Origin of the sequence: Streptomyces sp. NPDC006463 (assembly GCF_042870715.1) — a bacterium.
Classification (GTDB): domain Bacteria; phylum Actinomycetota; class Actinomycetes; order Streptomycetales; family Streptomycetaceae; genus Streptomyces.
The window spans coordinates 62,595-81,667 of record NZ_JBIAHP010000019.1 but is presented as its reverse complement, the minus strand read 5'-3'; the positions used below and the strand labels follow the sequence as shown (position 1 = coordinate 81,667).

Annotated in this window: 22 protein-coding genes and 1 pseudogene; 12 read left to right on the top strand and 11 right to left on the bottom strand. The window is 70.9% G+C overall.

Features of this window, described 5'->3' with window-relative positions; translation table 11 throughout:
• Positions 1 to 321 precede the first annotated feature (321 nt).
• Entirely contained in the window at positions 322 to 1,194 is an 873-nt protein-coding gene (locus ACFYOB_RS29620; RefSeq protein ID WP_388564731.1) for a Scr1 family TA system antitoxin-like transcriptional regulator, read from the top strand.
• On the top strand, positions 1,191 to 1,379 hold the full coding sequence (locus ACFYOB_RS29615; protein WP_388564729.1) for a DUF397 domain-containing protein: 189 nt from the start codon (positions 1,191 to 1,193) through the stop codon (positions 1,377 to 1,379). Before ACFYOB_RS29620 ends, ACFYOB_RS29615 begins: the two co-directional genes overlap by 4 nt.
• Here the strand turns inward: ACFYOB_RS29615 and ACFYOB_RS29610 are convergent.
• A complete protein-coding gene (locus ACFYOB_RS29610) occupies positions 1,360 to 2,238 on the bottom strand; it encodes a GyrI-like domain-containing protein (RefSeq protein WP_388564727.1) in 879 nt (292 codons plus the stop codon). The genes ACFYOB_RS29615 and ACFYOB_RS29610 overlap by 20 nt on opposite strands.
• Before the next feature lie 345 nt (positions 2,239 to 2,583).
• Here ACFYOB_RS29610 and ACFYOB_RS29605 point away from each other — a divergent pair, with 345 nt between their 5' ends.
• Together ACFYOB_RS29605 and ACFYOB_RS29600 are read left to right on the top strand one after the other, a co-directional pair.
• Positions 2,584 to 2,778: a hypothetical protein gene (locus ACFYOB_RS29605; RefSeq protein WP_388564724.1), complete on the top strand. Its 195-nt coding sequence runs from the start codon at positions 2,584 to 2,586 to the stop codon at positions 2,776 to 2,778.
• Between the two features lie 186 nt (positions 2,779 to 2,964).
• Positions 2,965 to 3,135 (top strand): hypothetical protein, encoded by a 171-nt coding sequence (locus ACFYOB_RS29600; RefSeq protein ID WP_388564721.1) that lies wholly within the window; start codon positions 2,965 to 2,967, stop codon positions 3,133 to 3,135.
• Positions 3,136 to 3,396: 261 nt separating this feature from the next.
• Here the strand turns inward: ACFYOB_RS29600 and ACFYOB_RS29595 are convergent, their stop codons facing one another.
• Both ACFYOB_RS29595 and ACFYOB_RS29590 read right to left on the bottom strand, forming a co-directional pair.
• Complete coding sequence (locus tag ACFYOB_RS29595; RefSeq protein ID WP_388564717.1) at positions 3,397 to 4,899, bottom strand: alpha/beta hydrolase; 1,503 nt, start codon at positions 4,897 to 4,899, stop codon at positions 3,397 to 3,399.
• Positions 4,900 to 5,107: 208 nt separating this feature from the next.
• The gene (locus ACFYOB_RS29590) at positions 5,108 to 6,982 is read right to left on the bottom strand and encodes an AMP-dependent synthetase/ligase (RefSeq protein WP_388564713.1); all 1,875 of its coding nucleotides are present in this window, start codon (positions 6,980 to 6,982) and stop codon (positions 5,108 to 5,110) included.
• Positions 6,983 to 7,038: 56 nt separating this feature from the next.
• On the opposite strand from ACFYOB_RS29590, the gene ACFYOB_RS29585 reads away from it, so the two are divergent.
• Together ACFYOB_RS29585 and ACFYOB_RS29580 are read left to right on the top strand one after the other, a co-directional pair.
• Positions 7,039 to 7,719 (top strand): hypothetical protein, encoded by a 681-nt coding sequence (locus tag ACFYOB_RS29585; RefSeq protein ID WP_388564710.1) that lies wholly within the window; start codon positions 7,039 to 7,041, stop codon positions 7,717 to 7,719.
• The gene (locus ACFYOB_RS29580; RefSeq protein ID WP_388564707.1) at positions 7,706 to 8,383 is read left to right on the top strand and encodes a Fic family protein; all 678 of its coding nucleotides are present in this window, start codon (positions 7,706 to 7,708) and stop codon (positions 8,381 to 8,383) included. Before ACFYOB_RS29585 ends, ACFYOB_RS29580 begins: the two co-directional genes overlap by 14 nt.
• Positions 8,384 to 8,738: 355 nt before the next feature.
• Here ACFYOB_RS29580 and ACFYOB_RS29575 read toward each other — a convergent pair whose 3' ends face one another.
• Positions 8,739 to 9,605, bottom strand: a complete 867-nt coding sequence (locus ACFYOB_RS29575; RefSeq protein WP_388564705.1) for a helix-turn-helix domain-containing protein — start codon at positions 9,603 to 9,605, stop codon at positions 8,739 to 8,741.
• Positions 9,606 to 9,930: 325 nt separating this feature from the next.
• Positions 9,931 to 10,269 (bottom strand): ATP-binding protein, encoded by a 339-nt coding sequence (locus ACFYOB_RS29570; RefSeq protein ID WP_388564921.1) that lies wholly within the window; start codon positions 10,267 to 10,269, stop codon positions 9,931 to 9,933.
• Between the two features lie 224 nt (positions 10,270 to 10,493).
• On the opposite strand from ACFYOB_RS29570, the gene ACFYOB_RS29565 reads away from it, so the two are divergent.
• Genes ACFYOB_RS29565 through ACFYOB_RS29545 form a run of 5 tightly spaced genes read left to right on the top strand, consistent with a single transcriptional unit; the run spans position 10,494 to position 13,878 of the window.
• Complete coding sequence (locus ACFYOB_RS29565; protein ID WP_388564702.1) at positions 10,494 to 11,417, top strand: helix-turn-helix domain-containing protein; 924 nt, start codon at positions 10,494 to 10,496, stop codon at positions 11,415 to 11,417.
• 46 nt (positions 11,418 to 11,463) lie between these two features.
• Entirely contained in the window at positions 11,464 to 11,904 is a 441-nt protein-coding gene (locus ACFYOB_RS29560; RefSeq protein WP_388564699.1) for a hypothetical protein, read from the top strand.
• Positions 11,901 to 13,289, top strand: a complete 1,389-nt coding sequence (locus ACFYOB_RS29555; protein WP_388564697.1) for a hypothetical protein — start codon at positions 11,901 to 11,903, stop codon at positions 13,287 to 13,289. The genes ACFYOB_RS29560 and ACFYOB_RS29555 overlap by 4 nt, the downstream gene beginning before the upstream one ends.
• Entirely contained in the window at positions 13,286 to 13,567 is a 282-nt protein-coding gene (locus ACFYOB_RS29550; RefSeq protein ID WP_388564694.1) for a hypothetical protein, read from the top strand. The genes ACFYOB_RS29555 and ACFYOB_RS29550 overlap by 4 nt, the downstream gene beginning before the upstream one ends.
• Positions 13,540 to 13,878 carry a hypothetical protein gene (locus ACFYOB_RS29545; protein ID WP_388564691.1) on the top strand — a complete coding sequence of 113 codons (339 nt, stop codon included), beginning with the start codon at positions 13,540 to 13,542 and terminating at the stop codon, positions 13,876 to 13,878. Before ACFYOB_RS29550 ends, ACFYOB_RS29545 begins: the two co-directional genes overlap by 28 nt.
• 68 nt (positions 13,879 to 13,946) lie before the next feature.
• On the opposite strand, the gene ACFYOB_RS29540 is transcribed toward ACFYOB_RS29545, so the two are convergent.
• From ACFYOB_RS29540 to ACFYOB_RS29520, 5 genes and pseudogenes are all read right to left on the bottom strand, one after another.
• A complete protein-coding gene (locus ACFYOB_RS29540; protein ID WP_388564688.1) occupies positions 13,947 to 15,269 on the bottom strand; it encodes a dicarboxylate/amino acid:cation symporter in 1,323 nt (440 codons plus the stop codon).
• A gap of 435 nt (positions 15,270 to 15,704) precedes the next feature.
• Complete coding sequence (locus ACFYOB_RS29535) at positions 15,705 to 16,016, bottom strand: DUF4229 domain-containing protein (protein ID WP_388564685.1); 312 nt, start codon at positions 16,014 to 16,016, stop codon at positions 15,705 to 15,707.
• Between the two features lie 87 nt (positions 16,017 to 16,103).
• Positions 16,104 to 16,405 (bottom strand): annotated as a pseudogene (locus tag ACFYOB_RS29530) (GNAT family N-acetyltransferase); the annotation flags it as partial.
• 65 nt (positions 16,406 to 16,470) lie between these two features.
• Positions 16,471 to 17,634: an aminofutalosine synthase MqnE gene (gene mqnE, locus ACFYOB_RS29525; protein WP_388564683.1), complete on the bottom strand. Its 1,164-nt coding sequence runs from the start codon at positions 17,632 to 17,634 to the stop codon at positions 16,471 to 16,473.
• A 52-nt stretch (positions 17,635 to 17,686) separates the two neighbouring features.
• Complete coding sequence (locus tag ACFYOB_RS29520) at positions 17,687 to 18,142, bottom strand: Lrp/AsnC family transcriptional regulator (protein ID WP_031145086.1); 456 nt, start codon at positions 18,140 to 18,142, stop codon at positions 17,687 to 17,689.
• 122 nt (positions 18,143 to 18,264) lie between these two features.
• Between ACFYOB_RS29520 and ACFYOB_RS29515 the strand changes: the two genes are divergently transcribed.
• On the top strand, positions 18,265 to 18,399 hold the full coding sequence (locus ACFYOB_RS29515) for a hypothetical protein (protein WP_388564679.1): 135 nt from the start codon (positions 18,265 to 18,267) through the stop codon (positions 18,397 to 18,399).
• Here ACFYOB_RS29515 and ACFYOB_RS29510 read toward each other — a convergent pair.
• A complete protein-coding gene (locus ACFYOB_RS29510) occupies positions 18,396 to 19,064 on the bottom strand; it encodes a UbiX family flavin prenyltransferase (RefSeq protein WP_388564676.1) in 669 nt (222 codons plus the stop codon). The two genes, ACFYOB_RS29515 and ACFYOB_RS29510, sit on opposite strands and share 4 nt — an antisense overlap.
• Positions 19,065 to 19,073 lie beyond the last annotated feature (9 nt).

Sequence of the window (19,073 nt, the reverse complement as noted above, 5' to 3'; positions counted from 1 at the left end):
TGGTGCCGTGGATTGCAAGGCGGAGGAGGGAGTCGACGCGGAGCGTCGGCGACCGACGACAACGCAGCAAGCCGCGGTGCCGGGCGAGCCGGGCCCGGCCCTGATCCGTCAGACACCCCCCAGGGCCGCGGCTGCCCGACCGGACGGCCTCGCCGTCACCCTCGTCTCCGCCTGCCAAGGGATGTCACTGATTTACGTCGTCACCTCACCGAGCGTGGTGGCGGAGCCGTACGCTTTCCAGTGGCGGCGGCGCTACGAGCGTGATCCGTAGGGATGCGGCCTGTTCGTGTACGGCCCGTACGGATGAGGGCGGACCAGCCGATGAACGACCTGTCAGACCGCGAGGAACGCCCCGAGCGCCCGGTGGAGGCGGACGGCACAGCACACCTGTTCCGTGCCCTGGGCAAACAGATCAAGGCGTTACGGGAGGCAGCCGATCTCCACCAGACGGAACTGGCCGCGCTCCTGCACGTCGGCGAGGACCTGATCGGCGCGATCGAGCGGGGTGTCCGCACCCCGCAGCCGGACCTGCTGGAACGGGCGGACGAGGTCCTCGGCGCGCGGGGCGTCCTGAGGGCGGTCGTCCCCGAGGTCAGGGAGGCGCTGAAGCGGGCACGGACGCGGCATCCGGATTGGTTCCGGGATTACGCGGAGGCGGAGGCCCGTTCCGAAGCCATCCACGACTTCAGTCACCAGGGCGTGATGGGCCTCCTCCAGACCGAGGACCACGCACGGGCGGTCTTCACCAAGCGCCGCCCGCTCCTGAGCGAGGAGGCGATCGAGAAGCGAGTTGCGGACCGCATGGCCCGCCAACAGATCTTCGAGCGCTGGCCGTCCCCCACCATCAGCCTCGTCCTGGACCAGAACCTGCTGGAACGGCAGGTGGGCGGCCCGGAGGTGCACCGAGGGCAGTTGCGGCGGTTCCTGGGGATCGGACGCCTGCGGACGGTGGAGTTGCAGGTGGTTCCGTTCCAGCGTGGTGAACACGCGGCGATGGGCGGTTCGTTCACACTCCTCCACCCGAAGGGTCGCCAACAGGTGGCCTACACCGAGGCACACGGGCGCCCCAACTTGATCACCGATGCCGAACAGGTACGCATCATGGCCGAGCGCTACGGGATCATCCGGGCACAGGCGCTGACGCCCGACGAGTCCCTCGCCTTGATCGAGAAGATGCTGGGAGAAGCAGGGTGAACACCACCGCTCCGGCCTGGTTCAAGAGCAGCTACAGCGACGGCGAGGGCGGCCAGTGCGTCGAAGTCGCGGCCTGCGCCACCGCCGTCCACGTCCGGGACTCCAAGGTGACCGCCGGGCCGGAGCTGGCGGTCAACCCTGGAGCCTGGGCCGACTTCGTACGGTTCAGCCGCGCGTCGGCGTAACCGACCGGGTGACCGGGATCCACAGGGCCGCCTCGGCCCCGCCGGACTCGTCCGGCCGGACCCGGAGGATTTCGGGGCCCGGGCGGCTCTCGTACGGGTTGGACGGGAACCACTGCGTGAAGACGTCCCGCCACAGGTACTGGAGCGCCTGCGGGAAGGGGCCGGAGTTCTCGAAGACGGCCCACGTGCCCGCCGGAACGTGGAGCTCGTCCAGGTCCTGCGGTACGTCGGCCGCGCCCGTCACCACGGCGTGGTAGTAGTCCAGTTCGGTCCCTTCGGCCCGGCTGGGATCGAGGTCGTCACTGACCGAGACGATCCCTTCCGGGTCCTGGTCGGACAGGCCGGTGATCCGCCGCACCGTGTCCGGTGCGATGCCCCGGATGAACTCGGCGATGGCCGGGTTCGCCCCCTCGTGGACGAGGGGGACGCGGGCCTTCTTGCCGACCACCTTGAACGCGTCCTTCTCCACGACCTTGTACTGCATGCTGCTGCTCCCTTCGACGACGAGTCGGAAGGACATCCGGGGCTGTGACTGCAGGGCCGCGCCGGCCTGCCGGGCTTCGCCCGGCCCGACGCCGTGCATGGCACGGAACGCGCGGGCGAAGGACTCGCCCGACCCGTAGCCGTAGCGCACGGCGATGTCGAGCAGGGTCCGCTCGCCGGCCAGTACCTCGGCGCCCGCGACGGTCAGCCGCCTGCGCCGGATGTACTCCGACAGCGGCATCCCGGCGAGTGCCGAGAACAGCCGCCGGAAGTGGTACTCCGACGTCACGGCGACCCGTGCCAGCTCGGCAATGTCGATCGCCCCGTCGAGGCGCGCCTCGACGTGGTCCATGGCCTGGTTGAGCCCTTCCAGCACCCCGGACCTCCTTCCGTTTCACCCCTCACGCTAGGAAGGAGCACCCCTCCCGCACCCGACATCCTGTGCCCGGAACGGTCGGGTTGTGCGGGCTGGGCGGGGGCTTCGGGGGCGGGACGTCCGCTGGGCGGCATGGGAACGCGCGGCGGGGTCACGGCGGGTTGTTGCCCTTGGGCGGGATCAGGGAGGGGCTGGGGGTTTCCCGGCCGAGGTGATGACCAGCTCCTTCTTGCGGCCCGTGATGCGCAGGAAGCCGTCACCGGTCCAGCTCCCCCAGGTCGCCGGTGTGCAGCCAGCCCTCCGCGTCCAGGGCGTCGGCGGTCGCCGCCGCGTTCGCGTGGTGCGGTGTCCCCGGCGACGCTGCGGCGCCGGCTCCAGCAGGAGGGGACCTCGTTCCAGCAGCTGAAGGACCACGTGTGGCGGGACGCGGCGATCGCGGGCCTGGCGGAGAGCGGGGAGCCGATCGCGGAGTTCACCGGGCGTTCCGGCGCCGGACGTGGGACTACGCCGGGGGCCTACCGGATCGCGTCGGGCGGCTGAGGCCCGTCTCGTCGCCGTCGACCGCGAGATCTGCCGCGGTAGCGCCTGTCCTGCCTCGCGCTGTCAAGCCCCGAGATCCAGTGGCGTGACGCGGTGGCTGCTGCCGGGGCCCAATGGAGGCACGAGGCCGGCCTGCGCATCGCGGCCGACCGGGGCCCCGCTCCCCACAGCACGAAGGAGAACCCCATGACCAGCATCCACCGCCTCGCTCTCCTCAAGGCCGCCATTGCCGTGGGAGCCATCCGGTTGGCCCCCAGTGCCATCGGTGCCTCCCCGACGTCCCCGACCACCAGCACGCTCGTCCCCATGAGGCCCGAGCAGACGCTGCAGGGCAGCCTTGGGGCGCGCGCCGCCTGATACGGGCGGCAACTGGGCAGGGAACGGCCGGGGCCGCCCCGGGAGCACCGTGCGTGGTGGTCCCGGGGTGGCTCAGACCCTGTGCGTTTTCGGGCCCGGAAAGGTGAGCTGCGCGTTCAGCGACCTTCCTGCCGGCCGGTCACTACCTTCGCCTCACCGATCCCGCACGGAACGAGCCTCTGGGGCCAGTGCCCCCTCCGCCTTCCTTCGCCGCTAGGCCGTCAGCCGTACGGACCTCGATCCCGGCCGCCGCCCCGCCGGTCAGTCCACGGCGGGGCACGACCGTGTCCCGGACGGCAGCCGCCCGTCGAGCAGGAAGCGGTCCACGTGCTCCCGTACGCAGGACGAGGCCGAGTAGCCGGTGTGCCCGTCGCCCTGGTAGTCCACGACGACCGCCGAGCCCAGCCGCTTCGCCGTCTCCTCCGTCCACTCGTAGGGGGTCGCCGGGTCCCCGCGGGTGCCGACCAGCAGCATCCGCGGCGCGCCCGGGCGGTCGATCTTCCGGATGAAGTCGGTGCCGGCGGGGCGCCCGTAGCAGGAGAGCACCGTCATCAGCTGGCGCGGTCCGAAGACCTTGGAGGCCTTGAGGAAGTCGCCCTTAAGGTCGGCCAGTGCCTTCTGGATGGCCGCCGGGCTGGCCTTGTCGTGCGACCGGTCCGGGTCGTCCGCGCAGGTCACGGCGGTGAGGGCGGCCTCGGCGTTGTCCCCGGGCACGGTCCCGGGCCCGTCGGCCCTCTCCTCCTCGGCATCGTGCGGTTCGGAGGGGTCCATCGGCCCGCCGAGCTGGAGCAGCCCCACCGGGTCGCGGTGGCGCTCGGCCATCGCGAGCGCGTCGGCGAGCGCGGGCCACGTCTGCCGCGAGTACAGGGCGGCGCCGATGGAGCCGACGGCGTCCTGCCCCGTCACGTACGAGCCGTCCTGGCCGACCAGCGGCTCCTTGTCGAGCCGCGTCACCAGCGCATGGACCTTCTCCCTGGCGGTGCGCGTGTTGCTCCCGTAGACGCAGCCCGCCCGGTGGGCGCACCAGGTCAGAAAGCGGTCCAGCGCCCGCTGCTGGCCGCGCGCCGTGACGAGTGCCTGCTCCGCGAGCGGTTCGACGAGGGTGTCGACGCCGTCGAGGACCATCCGGCCGGTGTTGCCCGGGAACTGCGCGGCGTACACGGCGGCGAGCCGGGTCCCGTAGGAGAAGCCGAGGTAGTTGAGCTTGCGGTCGCCCAGCACCTGGCGCATGACGTCCATGTCGCGGGAGACGTTGACGGTCCCGATGTACGGGAGGACCGGGCCGGAAGCCAGCTCGCAGCGCCGCACCACGGCGCGCAGGGCGGCCAGCTGCGCGGCGGCGTCGGCCTGGGCCTCGTCGGTGACCTGCTGGGAGCCGCCGCAGGAGACGGGCTCGCTGTGGCCGACGCCGCGGGGGTCGAAGGCGACGAGGTCGTAGCGCTCGCCGAGGCCGGCGAACTGCTCGGGGTCGGAGGCCAGGCCTGCGATGCCCGGGCCGCCGGGGCCGCCGTAGTTCAGCAGGAGCGAGCCGAGGCGCCTGTCGGGGTCGGAGGCCGGTATTCGGGCGAGGGCGATCTCGACCACGCCCTTGGCGGGGGCGGCGTAGTCGAGCGGCACCTGGACGGTCGCGCAGCGCATCCCGTCGGGCACGTGCTTCTCCGGGCAGTCCCCCCACCGGATGCGCTGCCCGTGGAAACGTTCCAGCGGGTCCCCGCCGGTGGCCGTGGGCACCGGGGCGGCGGCGAGGCCGGCCAGGAGCAGCACACAGGCGGCGAAGGTACGCGGGCGGCGACGGGCGCTGGAAAGGGAAAGTGAACGCGAACGGAAACCGGAAGGAGAGCAGGTTCGGGATCGGGATCGGGCTCGGTGCACTGCACCCTCCTCGGGTGTTCCCCCGGACCGCTCCGCCCACCTTAAGCTCCCTCCCCCGCTCCCGCCTGCCGACGGCGGGGACGGGCCCGGAGGCCGGGATTCACCGCTCGCGCGGCCCCCGGTACAGCTCGTCGATCCGGTCCCGGTAGTCGCGGGCGATCGCGCCCCGCCTGAGTTTCAGTGAGGGGGTCAGGTGGCCGCGCGCCTCCGTGAAGCCGCCCGCAAGCACGGCGAAGCGGCGGATCGACTCGGCGCGCGACACCAGCTGGTTGGCCTCGTCGACCGCCCGCTGGAGGTCCGCGAGCAGTTCCTCGTCCCGCACCAGCTCGTAGATCGGCACGCCCAGCTTCTTGTGCATCTGGCGCCAGTGCAGCAGGCCGTCCGGCTCCAGGGTGATCAGGGCGGTGACGTACGGCCGGTTGTCGCCGACCACCATGCACTGCCCGACCAGCGGGTGGGCCCGCAGCCAGTCCTCCAGCGGCGCGGGGGCCACGTTCTTGCCGCCGGAGGTGATGATCAGGTCCTTCTTGCGGCCGGTGATGGTGAGGTAGCCGTCGGCGTCGAGCTCGCCGATGTCGCCCGTCGCCAGCCAGCTGCCGGGCGGCAGGGCCTGCCCGCTGTTCCAGTAGCCGGCGAAGACGTGGCGCCCGCCGAGCAGCACCTCGCCGTCGTCCGCGATCCGTACGCCCGTGCCCGGCAGCGGCCAGCCGACCGTGCCCAGCCGCGGCCGCTGCGGCGGGGTGACGGTGCTCGCGCCGGTCGTCTCCGTCAGCCCGTAGCCCTCGAAGACCTCGATGCCGGCGCCGGTGTAGAAGGCGGCGAGCCGCCTGCCGAGGGGGGATCCGCCGCTCAGGATGTAGCGGACGCGGCCGCCGAGCGCGGCCCGGATCCGCCGGTAGACGAGCCGGTCGTACAGGGCCCGCGCGGTGCGCAGCCCGAGCCCCGGGACCGTGCCCTCGACCAGTTCCCCGCAGCGCCGCGCGATGCGCGCGGCACGGTCGAAGGACGACGCCCGGCCCATCTTCTCGGCGGTGGCGCGGGAGGTGTTGTAGACCTTCTCCAGGACGTACGGGATGGCGAGGAGGAAGGTCGGCCGGAAGCCGGCGAGGTCGGCGAGGAGGTCCTCGCTGCTGATGCTGGGCGCGTGCCCCAGCTTCACCCGGGCCCGCAGGCAGCCGACGGCGACCATCCGGCCGAAGACGTGGGACAGCGGCAGGAAGAGGAGGGTGGAGGCCGGGTCCTTGCTGACGGACTTGAAGACGGGGTGCAGCAGCTCCACCGCGTTGTCGACCTCGGCGAAGAAGTTGCCGTGGGTGATGACGCATCCCTTGGGCTGCCCGGTGGTGCCCGAGGTGTAGATCAGGGTCGCGACGGAGTCCGGCGTACGGGCGGCCCGCCGCGCGTGCACGACCGCGTTGGGCAGGTGCTCGCCGGCCTTGACCAGCCGGGCGATCGCGCCGGTGTCGAGCTCCCACAGGTGTGTCAGCCAGGGCAGGTTGGCCCGCTCGGCGCTGATGATCCGGGCCTGCGCGGTGTCCTCGACGGCGCAGGCCACGGCGCCGGAGTCGTGGAGGATCCAGCGGGCCTGGAGGGCGGAGGAGGTCGGGTAGACGGGTACGGTCACCAGCCCGGCGGCCCATCCGGCGAAGTCGAGCAGGGTCCACTCGTAGGTGGTACGGGCCATGATGGCGAGCCGGTCGCCCTCGCGCAGCCCCTCGGCGATGAGGCCCTTGGCCACGGCGAGCACCTCGGCGGCGAACTCGGCGGCCGTGACGTCCCGCCAGGTCCCGTCCCGGTCCTTGCGCGCGAGTACCGCCTCGCGGGGGGCCTCCCGGGCGTTCTGGAAGGGGATGTCCCCGAGCGAGCCGTGCTCCGCCACCGGTGCCAGCGCGGGCACGTGCACCTCGCGGACCACCCCGTCGACGAGTGTCTTGACGGGCTCGACGGCTCTGACCAGCCTCAGCTCGGCTTCCACGGCGTACTCTCCTCGGTTCGGCACGAGCGTTACCGCCGGTAATCTACGCAGCGCCCATGCCGCCGACCAGCCCCTGGACCCCTTCTTCACGGACGCTCCACGCCACGGCCGCATGCCGCCACCGCGCAAATTCGCTGGCCCGCGCCCTGCGCGGAAGCAAGTGGGCGGGCGAGAACTGGTGCGAGCGGCAGGTGAATGCCATCTTCCGGGAGCGGTACGGATGGTGGACCACCGGCTGGAACTGGACCGGGCCGTCGGGCGGTGTCGTCGGCGCGTGGTTCCTCTCGTCCCAGTCGGTGACCACTCCTGAGGAGACCGCCTCCCGCGCGGTAGCCGCCCTTCTGGAGTGGCGCGCGTGGCTGGAATACCTTGCCGAGCGGTTCGCCGAGTTGGCGCCCCCGCCGGACGCCACCCCCGAGGAACGCAGCTGGCATCTGGAGCGGGCCGCGGTCCGGCTCGTGACGGCGGTGCTCCACCTCACCGGCGCGGAGAGCGGCTGGTACGGGCAGTGCCACCTGGCCCTGGAGTGGTTCCTCACCTCGACCGGCATGCCCTTGGACGAGGCGCGCGCTGCGGTGACCGCCGCCGTCGGCGGCCGGTTCAAGAGCTGGACCGGGCCCGGAAGGGAGCTGATCGAATCCGTCGGGGAAGACCTGGCCGTCACCCTCACCGGCCACCTGCCCTACCGGGACCACCGCGAGTACGGCGACCTGGAGCGGATCCATGACCACACGTGACGCCGGGGCGGCGGACGCGCTGGAGGACTGGTGCCGGGTCCGGCGGGAGGTCGATTGGTCGCGCGCGGGCGGCGCGGAGCCGGAGGCGTCGACCGGGTCGACGGACGGCTTCGTCACCTGGTGCGAGGGGCCGGTCCGCCGCCGCTCCCCCGTCCGGGCGGACCGGCTGCTGTCGGCCTACGCCGCCGCCCGCGGCGACGCGGCGCACCGGGCCCCGCTCACCTTCGCCCGGCTGGCGCACTGGCAGCGCCTGGTGCTCGGGACGGCCGAAGCCCCGTTCCGTTCGGGCGACGCCTACGCCAAGGGGGGCCGCGAAAGGTACCGCCTGACGTCGCACACTCGGGCGGACTTCGCCCGCTGTCTGCGCGACAGCGAGGAGCGGGGCGTCCCCCTGGCCGCCCGGGCCGCCCGTACCTACCTGGACGTGGCGTTCTTCCACCCTTTCACCGACGGCAACGCCCGTGCGGCCCTGCTCGCCCTGTGCTTCGTCCTGGCACGGGAAGGCGTCGTACTGCACGAGGTGGGCCCCCTCCAGACGACCCGTTACGCGGACGACGCCCCGGGCGCGGCCGACCTCGCCGTCCTGGTGGCCCTCCTGATGGCCGGACCGAAGCGACGACGTGCTGCCGGCCCTGGACGTAGTACGTGCCCGGGTTGGCGTTGAGCGCGACGCCGGTCACCAGCAGCACCCCGATGCCGATGAGCCCGTACCGGCGCCGCCCGGGGTCGGCGCTGAGGGCGACCAGCGCCGGGCCCATGTCCATGGAGGGCGAATGCGGCCGGCACCGTACCGTCGCTTCCAACGGCCGTACGTTGAACACGCACAGGACCAGCAGGAGCACCGGCACGGCCAGGACCATCCGGAGGCCATCCCGGCCAGCGGGTAGAGGGTCAGGCAGATCGAGTTGCTGTCCGCGAGCTCCGCCGGTCTTCCTCCATGGCCCACAGCCAGAGAGCCTGCGCCGTCCAGCCCGTGACCGCACCGGCGGCCGCGCTTCCCGCCACTGCGTAGATCTTGTTCATGCAGCCGAGGCCGGCAGCCCGGCAGGTCCGGGTCCTGAGTGCGGGTACTCAGACTCTCCGTAGTCGGGTGTGCAGTCGTGGCAGCGGCCCGGTTCGGGGGCGCGGAAGGCGCGTTCGCAGCCGTCGCAGTTCTGGAGCGGGTCGGGGCGGCGGACGCGCCGGGCCGTCGGGGCCGGGGGCAGGTGCGGCGGGAGCAGCGCGGTGAGGCGGTACGCGAGTACGGCGGCGGGGTTGCGCATGGGCTCGGGGAGGTTCCCGGCCAGTACCTGCCCGATGGCATCGGGGTCGGCCCCGCGCTCCAGCCAGGCCGAGACGCCCGGTGCGAGCCGCTGCACGTCCCGCTCCGCCAGCAGCAGCCGCGGGTCGTGCCGCCGCAGCCCGGCGAGCACACCGGCGGCCCCGGGATGCAGGTGCTGCGCCGCAGGTGGGGCGGGGGGTACGGAGACTTCCTCGGGCTCGGGCTCGGGCTCGGGCTGCGGGTCGGGCTCCGGCTCGGGCTGCGGGTCCGGGTCCGGCTCGGGCTCCGGGTCCGGCTCGGGCTCCGGCTCTGGTACGGGTTCCCGGTCCGGCGGCGGAGGCGGCGGAGGCGGGTGCGGCGGCCCGGCTGATGCGCCCGGCCTGTTGTACGAGTACGTCCGGGTCACGACCCGCCCGGTCTCCAGCCGCTCGCGCCGCCGCTCCAGGTAGCCGTGCCTCTCCAGCTCCCGCAGGGCGGCGCCGATGCGGATCTCCCCCTCGGGGAACCGCCCGGTGAGCGCCTTGATGCCGACCGGGGTCCCGTCGGGCAGCGACTGGATGTACACCGCGACCCCGATCGCCGTCGCCGACAGCTCGCGGTGCTGGAGCAGGTGGTTGCCGACCACGGTGTAGTGACTCTTGTGCCACGTGTTGACGTGGATGACACCAGATCGGGGGGTCCCGGAGCGAACACGGGACGACGTGCACGAGGGCGCGCTAGGGTACTGAAGAGCCATTGGGAAGGTGCAGTCTTCCTGTTTGGTCAGGCCCTCGACCGGGATTGCAGTCCCGCCGGGGGCCGTCTCATGTCTGCGGTTGTCGGGGCGAGCATATGCCCGCCAACCAGTCCGAAATCCAGCTCAGTTGGCACGATTCACCCGACCGAGCGACGCGGACCGGTTGGGTTGGGTTGGTTGGTTCTTTCTCCCGGTTCTTTGGCTCTTTATGCGTCTAAGCGCCCCGGATCGCGGCGCCCCGCGACGCGGTGGCGAGGGAGAGCTCCGCCCACACCACCTTGCACGGAACCGGCCCTTCCCTTACGCCCCAACGGTCCGCGAGCGCTTCGACCAGCAGGAGCCCCCGGCCCGAGTCGCGGATCTCCGGGATCCGGTCACCGCGGGCATCCGACACCTCGATGAGCAACGTGTCCGGGGTGACCGTGAGAGCCAGCCGAAAGTCCCGCCCGGGGACGCGCCCGTGGGTCACGGCGTTCGCGGCGAGCTCGGCGATGATCTGGCCGGGTGCCACCAAGGGGAGTCCCCAGGAGCGGAGTTGTTCGACGGCGAGCATGCGGCCGAGTCGGGCACCGCGCGGAGTCGCGGAGAGCTGGACGTGAAAGTCGACGAGTTGAGGAATCACGTCACTCAGCGTGGCCGTCCGTGCGTACCGTGAGAAGCCACGCCGCCCGTACGTCCCGCGTTTGTCCGGTGCTTGTCCGGTGCTGTCCTGGCTGTCCGGAGCGGGCGACGGGCACACAGCGTTGAGGAATTTCGGTGCGGCGGAGGTGGGCGCGCATGAGCATGGACAGTGGCGGTACTGAAGAGCCCGGCTGGGACGTCGACCCCGAGGACGAACAGGGCGTGGCGGTGGTGGCCGCGCTGGGCCGCCAGCTCAAGGCCTGGCGCGAGTCGGCCGACATGCGGCCCGCCGACTTCGGAGCGGCCATCCAGTACGGAGAGGACCAGGTCCGCAAGGTCGAGGCGGGCAAACGGATCCCCCGCCCCGAGTACCTGGACAGGGCGGACGCCGTACTGAAGGCAGGCGGCAAGATCTCGGCGATGAAGGCGGACCTTGAACAGGTCCGCTACCCGAGGAAGATCCGCGTCTTGGCCAAGATGGAAGCCACGGCCGTCGAGATCGGCACGTACAACAACCACAACATCCACGGCCTGTTGCAGACAGAGGAGTACGCACGCGCGCTGTTCCGAACGTGGCGCCCTGCGTATTCGCCGGACGAGATGGAGCGGGTGGTATCAGGCCGCATGGCACGTCATTCCATCTTCGAGCGGTCCCCCGCCCCGGCCCTCAGTTTCGTCCAAGAGGAGGTCACGCTCCGCCGCCCGATCGGAGGCACAATGGTGCTGCGCCGACAGCTCGAACACCTCTTGGAGGTCATCCAGTTGCCGAACATCGAATTCCAGGTGATGCCGACCGACCGTGAGGACCACGCGGGCATGGAAGGACTGATCGAGGTCCTGAAGTTCGGTGACGGTTCGGCGGTGGGCCGGGCGGAAGGCGCGTTCTACGGACGGCCGGTCTCTGACCCTAGGCACCTCCGAATCCTTGAGCTGCGCTATGGCATCATCCGAGCTCAGGCGCTCACGCCGCGGGAGTCGCGGGACTTCATCAAGCGTCGCCCTCGCCGGCGGAAGCAGCGACTCCACCGTCCGCCTCTGGAAGCTTTCCTGACGGCCGAGGTGCCGTTTTCCCCGTATTAGCATGAGCATGATCCGGCATGTTCCGGGTCAAGTCGGGGGGAACCACATGTCGTTCGACGCTGAATGGGCGCAGCACAAGGCCGCCGCCCTGGCCGGGCAGCAGTCGCCCGCCATGCGGCTCAATCAGGTGGCGCCCGAGGTCGGCGGCAGCCCCGCCGGCAGCCTGCTGGCCGGGGCCCAGTCCATCAACGGCAACGCCAACCTCCTCATCGAGATCGCCGCGCTCCTGCACGAGGGCCGCCCGGACGGCGACGCGAGCACCATGGCCCGCGCGCCCCGCGCGCACGAGGACGTCTCGAAGGAAGCCCTCCGCTTCGCCCGGTTCGCCGACGACCAGTTCAAGGACACGATCGCCCTGTTCGCCGGGCTGGCAACCCGTCTCAAGACCACCGGCACCAGCTTCGCCCACGTGGACGACGGCACCGCCCGGTCCTTCCTGAACAACCTGCTCGAATCGGGGCAGTACGTACCGCCGGAGTGCAAATGAGCGGCCTCAGCTACCACAAGGACGTCGCGTTCCTGGAGGAGTGCAACCCGCCCCTCGTCGAGCGCAACGCCGCCGAGTTCCGCCGGCTGCGCGATCTCCTCGTCCAGGTCGAGGAGCCCGCGCGGCGGGCGGAGACCGGTACGCAGTGGCAGAGCGACGGAAGCCACACGTACACCCGGCGCCTCGGCGAGGCCCGCCAGTTGGTGACCCACATGGCCGAGGGCTACGACAAGGCCGCGAGCGCGCTGAACGCCTACGCCCTGGCCCTGGCCACCGCCAAGTCCCACTACGGCAACGGCAAGCGCTCCGAGCGGGCGCTCGCCGCACTGATCGGTACGAAGGGCACCGCGATCACCAAGGTCGCGCAGGAGGCGGAGCCGATGCGTCAGTGGGAGGACATGCGGGCGACGACGGGAGTCTTCGACTGGCTGGCCGAGGCCACGATGGACGTGGACGACATCCGGGACGAGGCGAACCGGCTCCATGACGGCGCGGGCGGCAGTTTCCACCTGGCGAAGACCACCGAGCAGGAGGCGCGCAGCGCATGCCTGCACGCGCTGAAGCAGGCGTACGAGTTGCTGCCCGACTTCCAGGTGAAGGGCGGTGGCAAGCGGCCCGACCTGTACGCCGCGATGGCGGACATCCGCCGGGAGGCGGCGGAGGCCCGCACCAGCCCGCTGGCCCACCTGCCGGGCAGCGGTCCGAAGCGGGAGATGACGGGGCCGCTCGGGAACACCGAGATGTCGCCGGAGCTGCGCGACATCCGGACGCGGATCGCGGGACTGCCCGAGGTCGACGACAGCTACTGGAACCCGCCGGAGGGCGACAAGGAGAAGGCGGCCTGGATCTCCCAGAAGAAGGCGATCCTCCGGGCGGCCGCCCAGCACGCGGGGCTGCCCGAGGAACTGGTCGCGGGCATCGCCTGGAAGGAGATCGCCGGTCAGCCCGGAATCGTCGACGACGGCATCGACACGATCCGGCAGCTGGCCGGCTCGCCGCTCAGTCCCATCACTCCCGAGAACCTCTTCAGCCGGGCGGGCGGAACCCCCGACGAGACCTCCTTCGGTCCGATCGCCATCCAGCTGCGCCGCGGCGCCGAGGTGCTCGGCTACGACCCGGCGCACCTCACGGACGATCAGCGGGCCCTGGTGGAGGAGTCGCTCCAGGACCCGAGGCAGAATGCCTTCATCGCCGCCGGATTCCTCGCGCAGATCAAGGCCGAGGCCGGCTACGGCGACGTCCCCGCCGACCAGCTGACCGACGCCCAGATGCGGGAGATCGCCGCCCGCTACAACGGCGGTCCGTACTGGAAGTCGGAGAAGGCCCAGTTCTACGGCAACGACTTCGGCGACAGCCTCGGCAAGGTGAAGGACGCGATGCGATGACGTACCGCCGCTGGTGGATCGGGGTACCCCTCGCGCTCGTCCACCTGCTGAACGCCGCCGTCGTCTACTACGCCCTGGCCTACGGGCCGGCGGGCGCATGGGACGACCAGGGGTACGCCGGGACCGAACTGGAGTGCCTGCTCGCGCTCTGCCTGAGCGTGGGCTCGATGCTGATCACCCTCCTCCCGCCCGTCCGCCGGACGGTGGGCCTGTGGTGGCTCGCCCCGCCGGCCGCCCTGGGGGTGATCGCGTGGGTCCGTATCGCGACGCTCGGCTGAGGCTCCCCCGCGAGAACGTCGACCTGCCCGAGGACCAGGGCTGCCTGCGCTGGGTGCTCGGAGTCCCGCTCGCCCTCGTCTACGTCCCCGCGGTGTACCTCTGCTACCTCGCGCTGGCCATGCAGTCGGACCCTCGCGACGACCGTCTGCGGGAGGACGTCCGAATGGTGGCGGGCCTCTCCGTCTCCCTGTGTCTCCTGGGACTGCTGATCACCATCACCCCGGTGTTCCGGCGGACCATGGGCCGGTGGTGGTTCGCGCTGCCGCTCCTGCTCGCGACGGTCGCGTACGTCCGCGGTCAGACGGTCTGAATCGCGCCGCAGCCCCCGCCCTGACGGGGGCGGGGGCTGCGGCGCGTGCGGGACGTGTACGGGAGGGGTCAGGCGGCCACGGGGACCGGCTCCGGCGTGACCGGGGCGGACTCGTCCAGCGGGGAGGCCGAGGCGGTCGCGTAGGCCTCCTTGTCCAGGATTCCCTCGCGGGCCGAGACGATGACCGGGACCAGCGCCTGGCCTGCCACGTTGGTGGCGGTGCGCATCATGTCCAGGATCGGGTCGATCGCCATCAGCAGGCCGACGCCCGCCAGCGGCAGGCCGAGCGTGGAGAGGGTCAGCGTCAGCATGACCGTCGCGCCGGTCAGACCGGCCGTCGCGGCCGAGCCGATCACCGAGACGAAGACGATGAGCAGGTACTCCTTGATGCCCAGCTGCACGTCGAAGATCTGCGCGATGAAGATCGCGGCGAGCGCCGGGTAGATCGCGGCGCAGCCGTCCATCTTGGTGGTGGCGCCGAACGGGACGGCGAAGGAGGCGTACTCCTTCGGGACGCCGAGGCGCTCGGTGACCTTCTGGGTGACCGGCATGGTGCCGACCGAGGAGCGGGAGACGAAGGCCAGCTGGATGGCCGGCCAGGCGCCCTTGAAGAACTGCAGCGGGCTGACCTTGGCGACCGTGGCGAGCAGCAGCGGGTAGACGCCGAACATCACGAGCGCGCAGCCGATGTAGATGTCGGCGGTGAAGGTCGCGTACTTGCCGATGAGGTCCCAGCCGTACGTGGCGATCGCGGTGCCGATCAGGCCGATGGTGCCGATCGGGGCGAGGCGGATGACCCACCACAGGGCCTTCTGGAGGAGCTCCAGGGCAGACTCGGCGAGGTCGAGGACCGGCTTCGCCTTGCCGCCCAGCTGGAGGGCGGCGATACCGGCGACGACGGCCAGGAAGACGATCTGGAGGACCTTGAGCTCGGTGAACGGCGTGACGATGTCCGTCGGCACGATCCCGGTCAGGAAGTCGATCCAGGAGCCCGCCTTCTTCGGCTCCTTGCCGTCGGCGGCGGTGAGGCCGGTGCCCGCGCCCGGGTCGGTGAGCAGGCCGATCGCGATGCCGATGCCGACCGCGATCAGCGAGGTGATCATGAACCAGAGCAGCGTGCGGGAGGCGAGCCGCGCGGCGTTGTTCACCTTCCGCAGGTTGGTGATCGACACCAGGATGGCGAAGAAGACGAGGGGGGCGATGGCCAGCTTCAGCAACTGGATGAAGATGTCGCCGACCTTCTCCAGCGTGGTGCCGAGCCAGCTGACGTCCTGGCTGCGGGCGATCCATCCGAAGAGGACGCCCAGGGCCAGACCGGCGATGATCTGGGCCCAGAAGGGGAATTTGAACGAGGCCTTGGCAGGGCCTTGAGGGGTCGCGGACACGGACACTCTCCGGAGATGGCGCACGAAGACAGGGGAAGTTCTGCGGTGGTGACGCGGTGGTGACACGGTGCGGCAGCAGCCGGGGAAGGCCGGCCGGGACCGAAAGGACCGCTGCTGTATCGATTCAGCTCAACAGCAACAGGCCGCGGACACGCGGCGGCAGAGGTCGACGTGCAGGCGCGACACGAGCAGGATGCTCGCGGTCATCGAGTGCGCAGCTGTGGTCGACATGTTGAACACGCTAACACTTCTCCTTTGAGAATCTCAAAGACGTTCTTTGAGACAGGGGTGCGCGGGCGCGAGGTCCTCCCGTCCGGACCCGCGCCGCCCCCGGAAAACGCCGAACGCCCCAGCGTTACGGGTGGCATTCCCGATGCTGGGGCGGTTCGGTGTGTGATGAACCCAACTGTGCCGACTGGGGCGACTACAGCGACTGCGGCGTTACGAGTTCACGCGCGCCGCGTCGTCGGCCACGTCCTCCTGGCTGCGGTTCTCGGCGAGCTTCTGCTTCGCACCCGCGACGCGTCCGGAGATCTGCACGGACATCTCGTCGCGCTGCTTGCGCAGGAGGACGAAGGAGAGCGGGGCGGACAGGACGAGGGCGAGCAGCACGATCCAGGCGACGTTCGCGTCCCCGAGCCCGGCGGGCACCCAGCCGAGGCGGACCAGGCCGGACACGACGACGAGGCATCCGACGAAGATGCCCAGACGCATCGCGGTGTAGCGGATCGTTGCGCTCGGCTTGAGGGACACGGTGACCCCTTCTCTCTCGTCGTGGTCGTACGGCGGCACGTTCCCGTCCAGTGAAGCACGCCGGACCCCGGCTCCGGCCCGCTGGGGTCAGTGCAGCGGCAGCAGCATCGTGATGTCGTCGCGGTCGTCGCCCGGGGCGACCCGGACGGCGCCGGGGACGCGGCCGACCTCCTTGTAGCCGCAGGCCGCGTAGAAGTGCTCCAGGCCGTGTCCGCCCCGGACGCCGAGGCGGATCGCCTCGATGCCCTCGATCGAGCGGGCCGCTTCGTCCACCGCGGCCATCAGCGCACGTCCGACAGCCGGTGGAGCTGGAGGCGGTGCGTGTTGTGCGTGAGGAAGACGACGGCGGCGACCTCACCCTCACCCCCGGAGCGCCCGACGACGAGCCGGCCGGCACAAAGAAGCCCCGATCCGTGCGGATCGGGGCTCCGTCGTGTCGTTCCGTGCCGCGAGGTCAGACGCGCATCGCCTGCGGCGTCTCGCGCAGCCCAGCGTCCGGGCCGGGGTACTCGCGGATGATCTCGTAGCGCGTGTTGCGCTCGACCGGGCGGAAGCCCGCTTCCCGGATCAGCTCCAGCAGGTCCTCGCGGCCCAGCTTGTTCGGGGTGCCGTAGTTGTCCGCGTCGTGCGTGATCTTGTACTCGACGACCGAGCCGTCCATGTCGTCCGCGCCGTGCTGCAGCGCGAGCTGGGCGGTCTGCACGCCGTGCATCACCCAGAAGACCTTGACGTGCGGCACGTTGTCGAACAGCAGTCGCGAGACGGCGAAGGTCTTCAGCGCCTCGGCGCCGGTGGCCATCGTCGTCCGCGCCTGGAGCTTGTTGCGCACCTTGCCGTCCTGCATGTCCACGAAGTCGTGCTGGTAGCGCAGCGGGATGAAGACCTGGAAGCCGCCGGTCTCGTCCTGGAGCTCGCGCAGCCGCAGCACGTGGTCCACGCGGTGGCGCGGCTCCTCGATGTGCCCGTACAGCATCGTCGAGGGGGTCTTGAGGCCCTTCGAGTGCGCCAGCCGGTGGATGCGCGACCAGTCTTCCCAGTGGGTGCGGTGGTCGACGATGTGCTGCCGGACCTCCCAGTCGAAGATCTCCGCGCCGCCGCCGGTGAGCGACTCCAGGCCGGCCTCGATCAGCTCGTCCAGGATGTCGGAGGCCGACATGCCGGAGATCGTCTCGAAGTGGTGGATCTCGGTCGCCGTGAACGCCTTCAGCGAGACGTTCGGCAGCGCCTTCTTCAGCTCGGAGAGCGAGCGCGGGTAGTAGCGCCAGGGCAGGTTCGGGTGCAGGCCGTTGACGATGTGCAGCTCGGTGAGGTTTTCGTTCTCCATGGCCTTGGCCAGGCGCACGGCTTCCTCGATGCGCATCGTGTACGCGTCCTTCTCGCCCGGCTTGCGCTGGAACGAGCAGTACGCGCACGAGGCGGTGCACACGTTCGTCATGTTGAGGTGGCGGTTGACGTTGAAGTGCACGACGTCGCCGTTCTTGCGCGTGCGCACCTCGTGGGCGAGGCCGCCGAGCCAGGCCAGGTCGTCCGACTCGTAGAGGGCGATGCCGTCCTCACGGGTCAGCCGCTCGCCGGAGCGGACCTTCTCCTCCAGCTCGCGCTTGAGCCCAGCGTCCATCAGCCGGTCGCCTCCTCTAGATACCTGACCTGCAACCCGACCAACCGTACTCTCAGCCTTCCTCGGGCAGTTCCCCGACCCGGTTCTCCCACTTGGTGGAGAGCACGATGGTGGTACGGGTACGCGAGACGCCCTTGGTGCCGGACAGCTTGCGGATGATCTTCTCCAGGCCGTCCACGTCGCTGGCACGCACCTTCAGCATGAAGGAGTCGTCACCCGCGATGAACCAGCAGTCCTCGATCTCCGCGAGGTCGCGCAGCCGGCGGGCCACGTCCTCGTGGTCGGCGGCGTCGGAGAGGGAGATGCCGATCAGTGCCGTGACGCCGAGGCCGAGCTCGGCCGCGGCCACCGTCGCGCGGTAGCCGGTGATGACGCCGGCCGTCTCCAGCCGGTTGATGCGGTCGGTGACGCTGGGGCCGGAGAGGCCCACGAGACGGCCCAGCTCCGCGTACGAGGCACGACCGTTCTCGCGAAGTGCCTGGATGAGCTGCCTGTCCACCGTGTCCATTACGTGGAGCCTTCCATTATTCGGCGATCCTGCAAGTTTAGGTATAGAATCTAAGGCACACAGGGTCAACACCCTGTGAAATCTTTCAGCAGATCAATAACGATCTTCAGGAGTGGTTCACCGTGTACACGATCGAGATGGCCTACGCACACATGCGACAGCTCCAGGAGCTGGCCAACCGATCCCGTGCCCACCAGCCCGCCGCCGCCCACCGCGTCGACAAGACCCGCAAGCCGGGCCGGACCAAGAAGGCCTAACCCCGAGGGCGGGATCCACCGAGGTCCCCCTCCCAACGGCGGTACAGCCGGTGCGGCACCCCTGCCGCGTCCAGCACCCGCCCCGCGACGAAGTCCACCAGGTCCTGGATGTGCGTCGCGCCCGCGTAGAACGCCGGAGAGGCGGGCAGCACGATCGCGCCCGCCTCGTCCAGCGCCACCAGATGCTTCAGCGTCTGCCCGTTCAGCGGGGTCTCCCGCACCGCGACCACCAGCCGGCGCCGCTCCTTGAGCGTCACGCTCGCGACCCGCTGGAGCAGGTCCTTCGACAGCCCGAGCGCCACCCCCGCCACGCAGGCCGTGGACGCGGGGACGATGAGCATCCCCTTGACGGGGTACGAGCCCGAGCTCGGACCGGCCGCCAGGTCCCCGGCGCCCCAGAACCGGACATCGCCCTCGAACGGCGCGAAGGTGCCCGGCTTGCCGTCGGCGCCGTATGTCAGCCACTGCGTCAGATCGTCGCGCCAGTGCGCGTCACGGAAGGCGATCCCGGTCTCGTCCAGCAGAGTGAGGCGCGAGGCCCGGCTGACCACCAGGTCGACGCTCTCCCCCGCCGCGAGCAGCCCGCGGAGCACGGCCGCCGCGTACGGCGTCCCGGACGCCCCGGAAACCCCGACCACCCACGGGGTGCGCTTGCGCTCAGTCATACCTCCGAG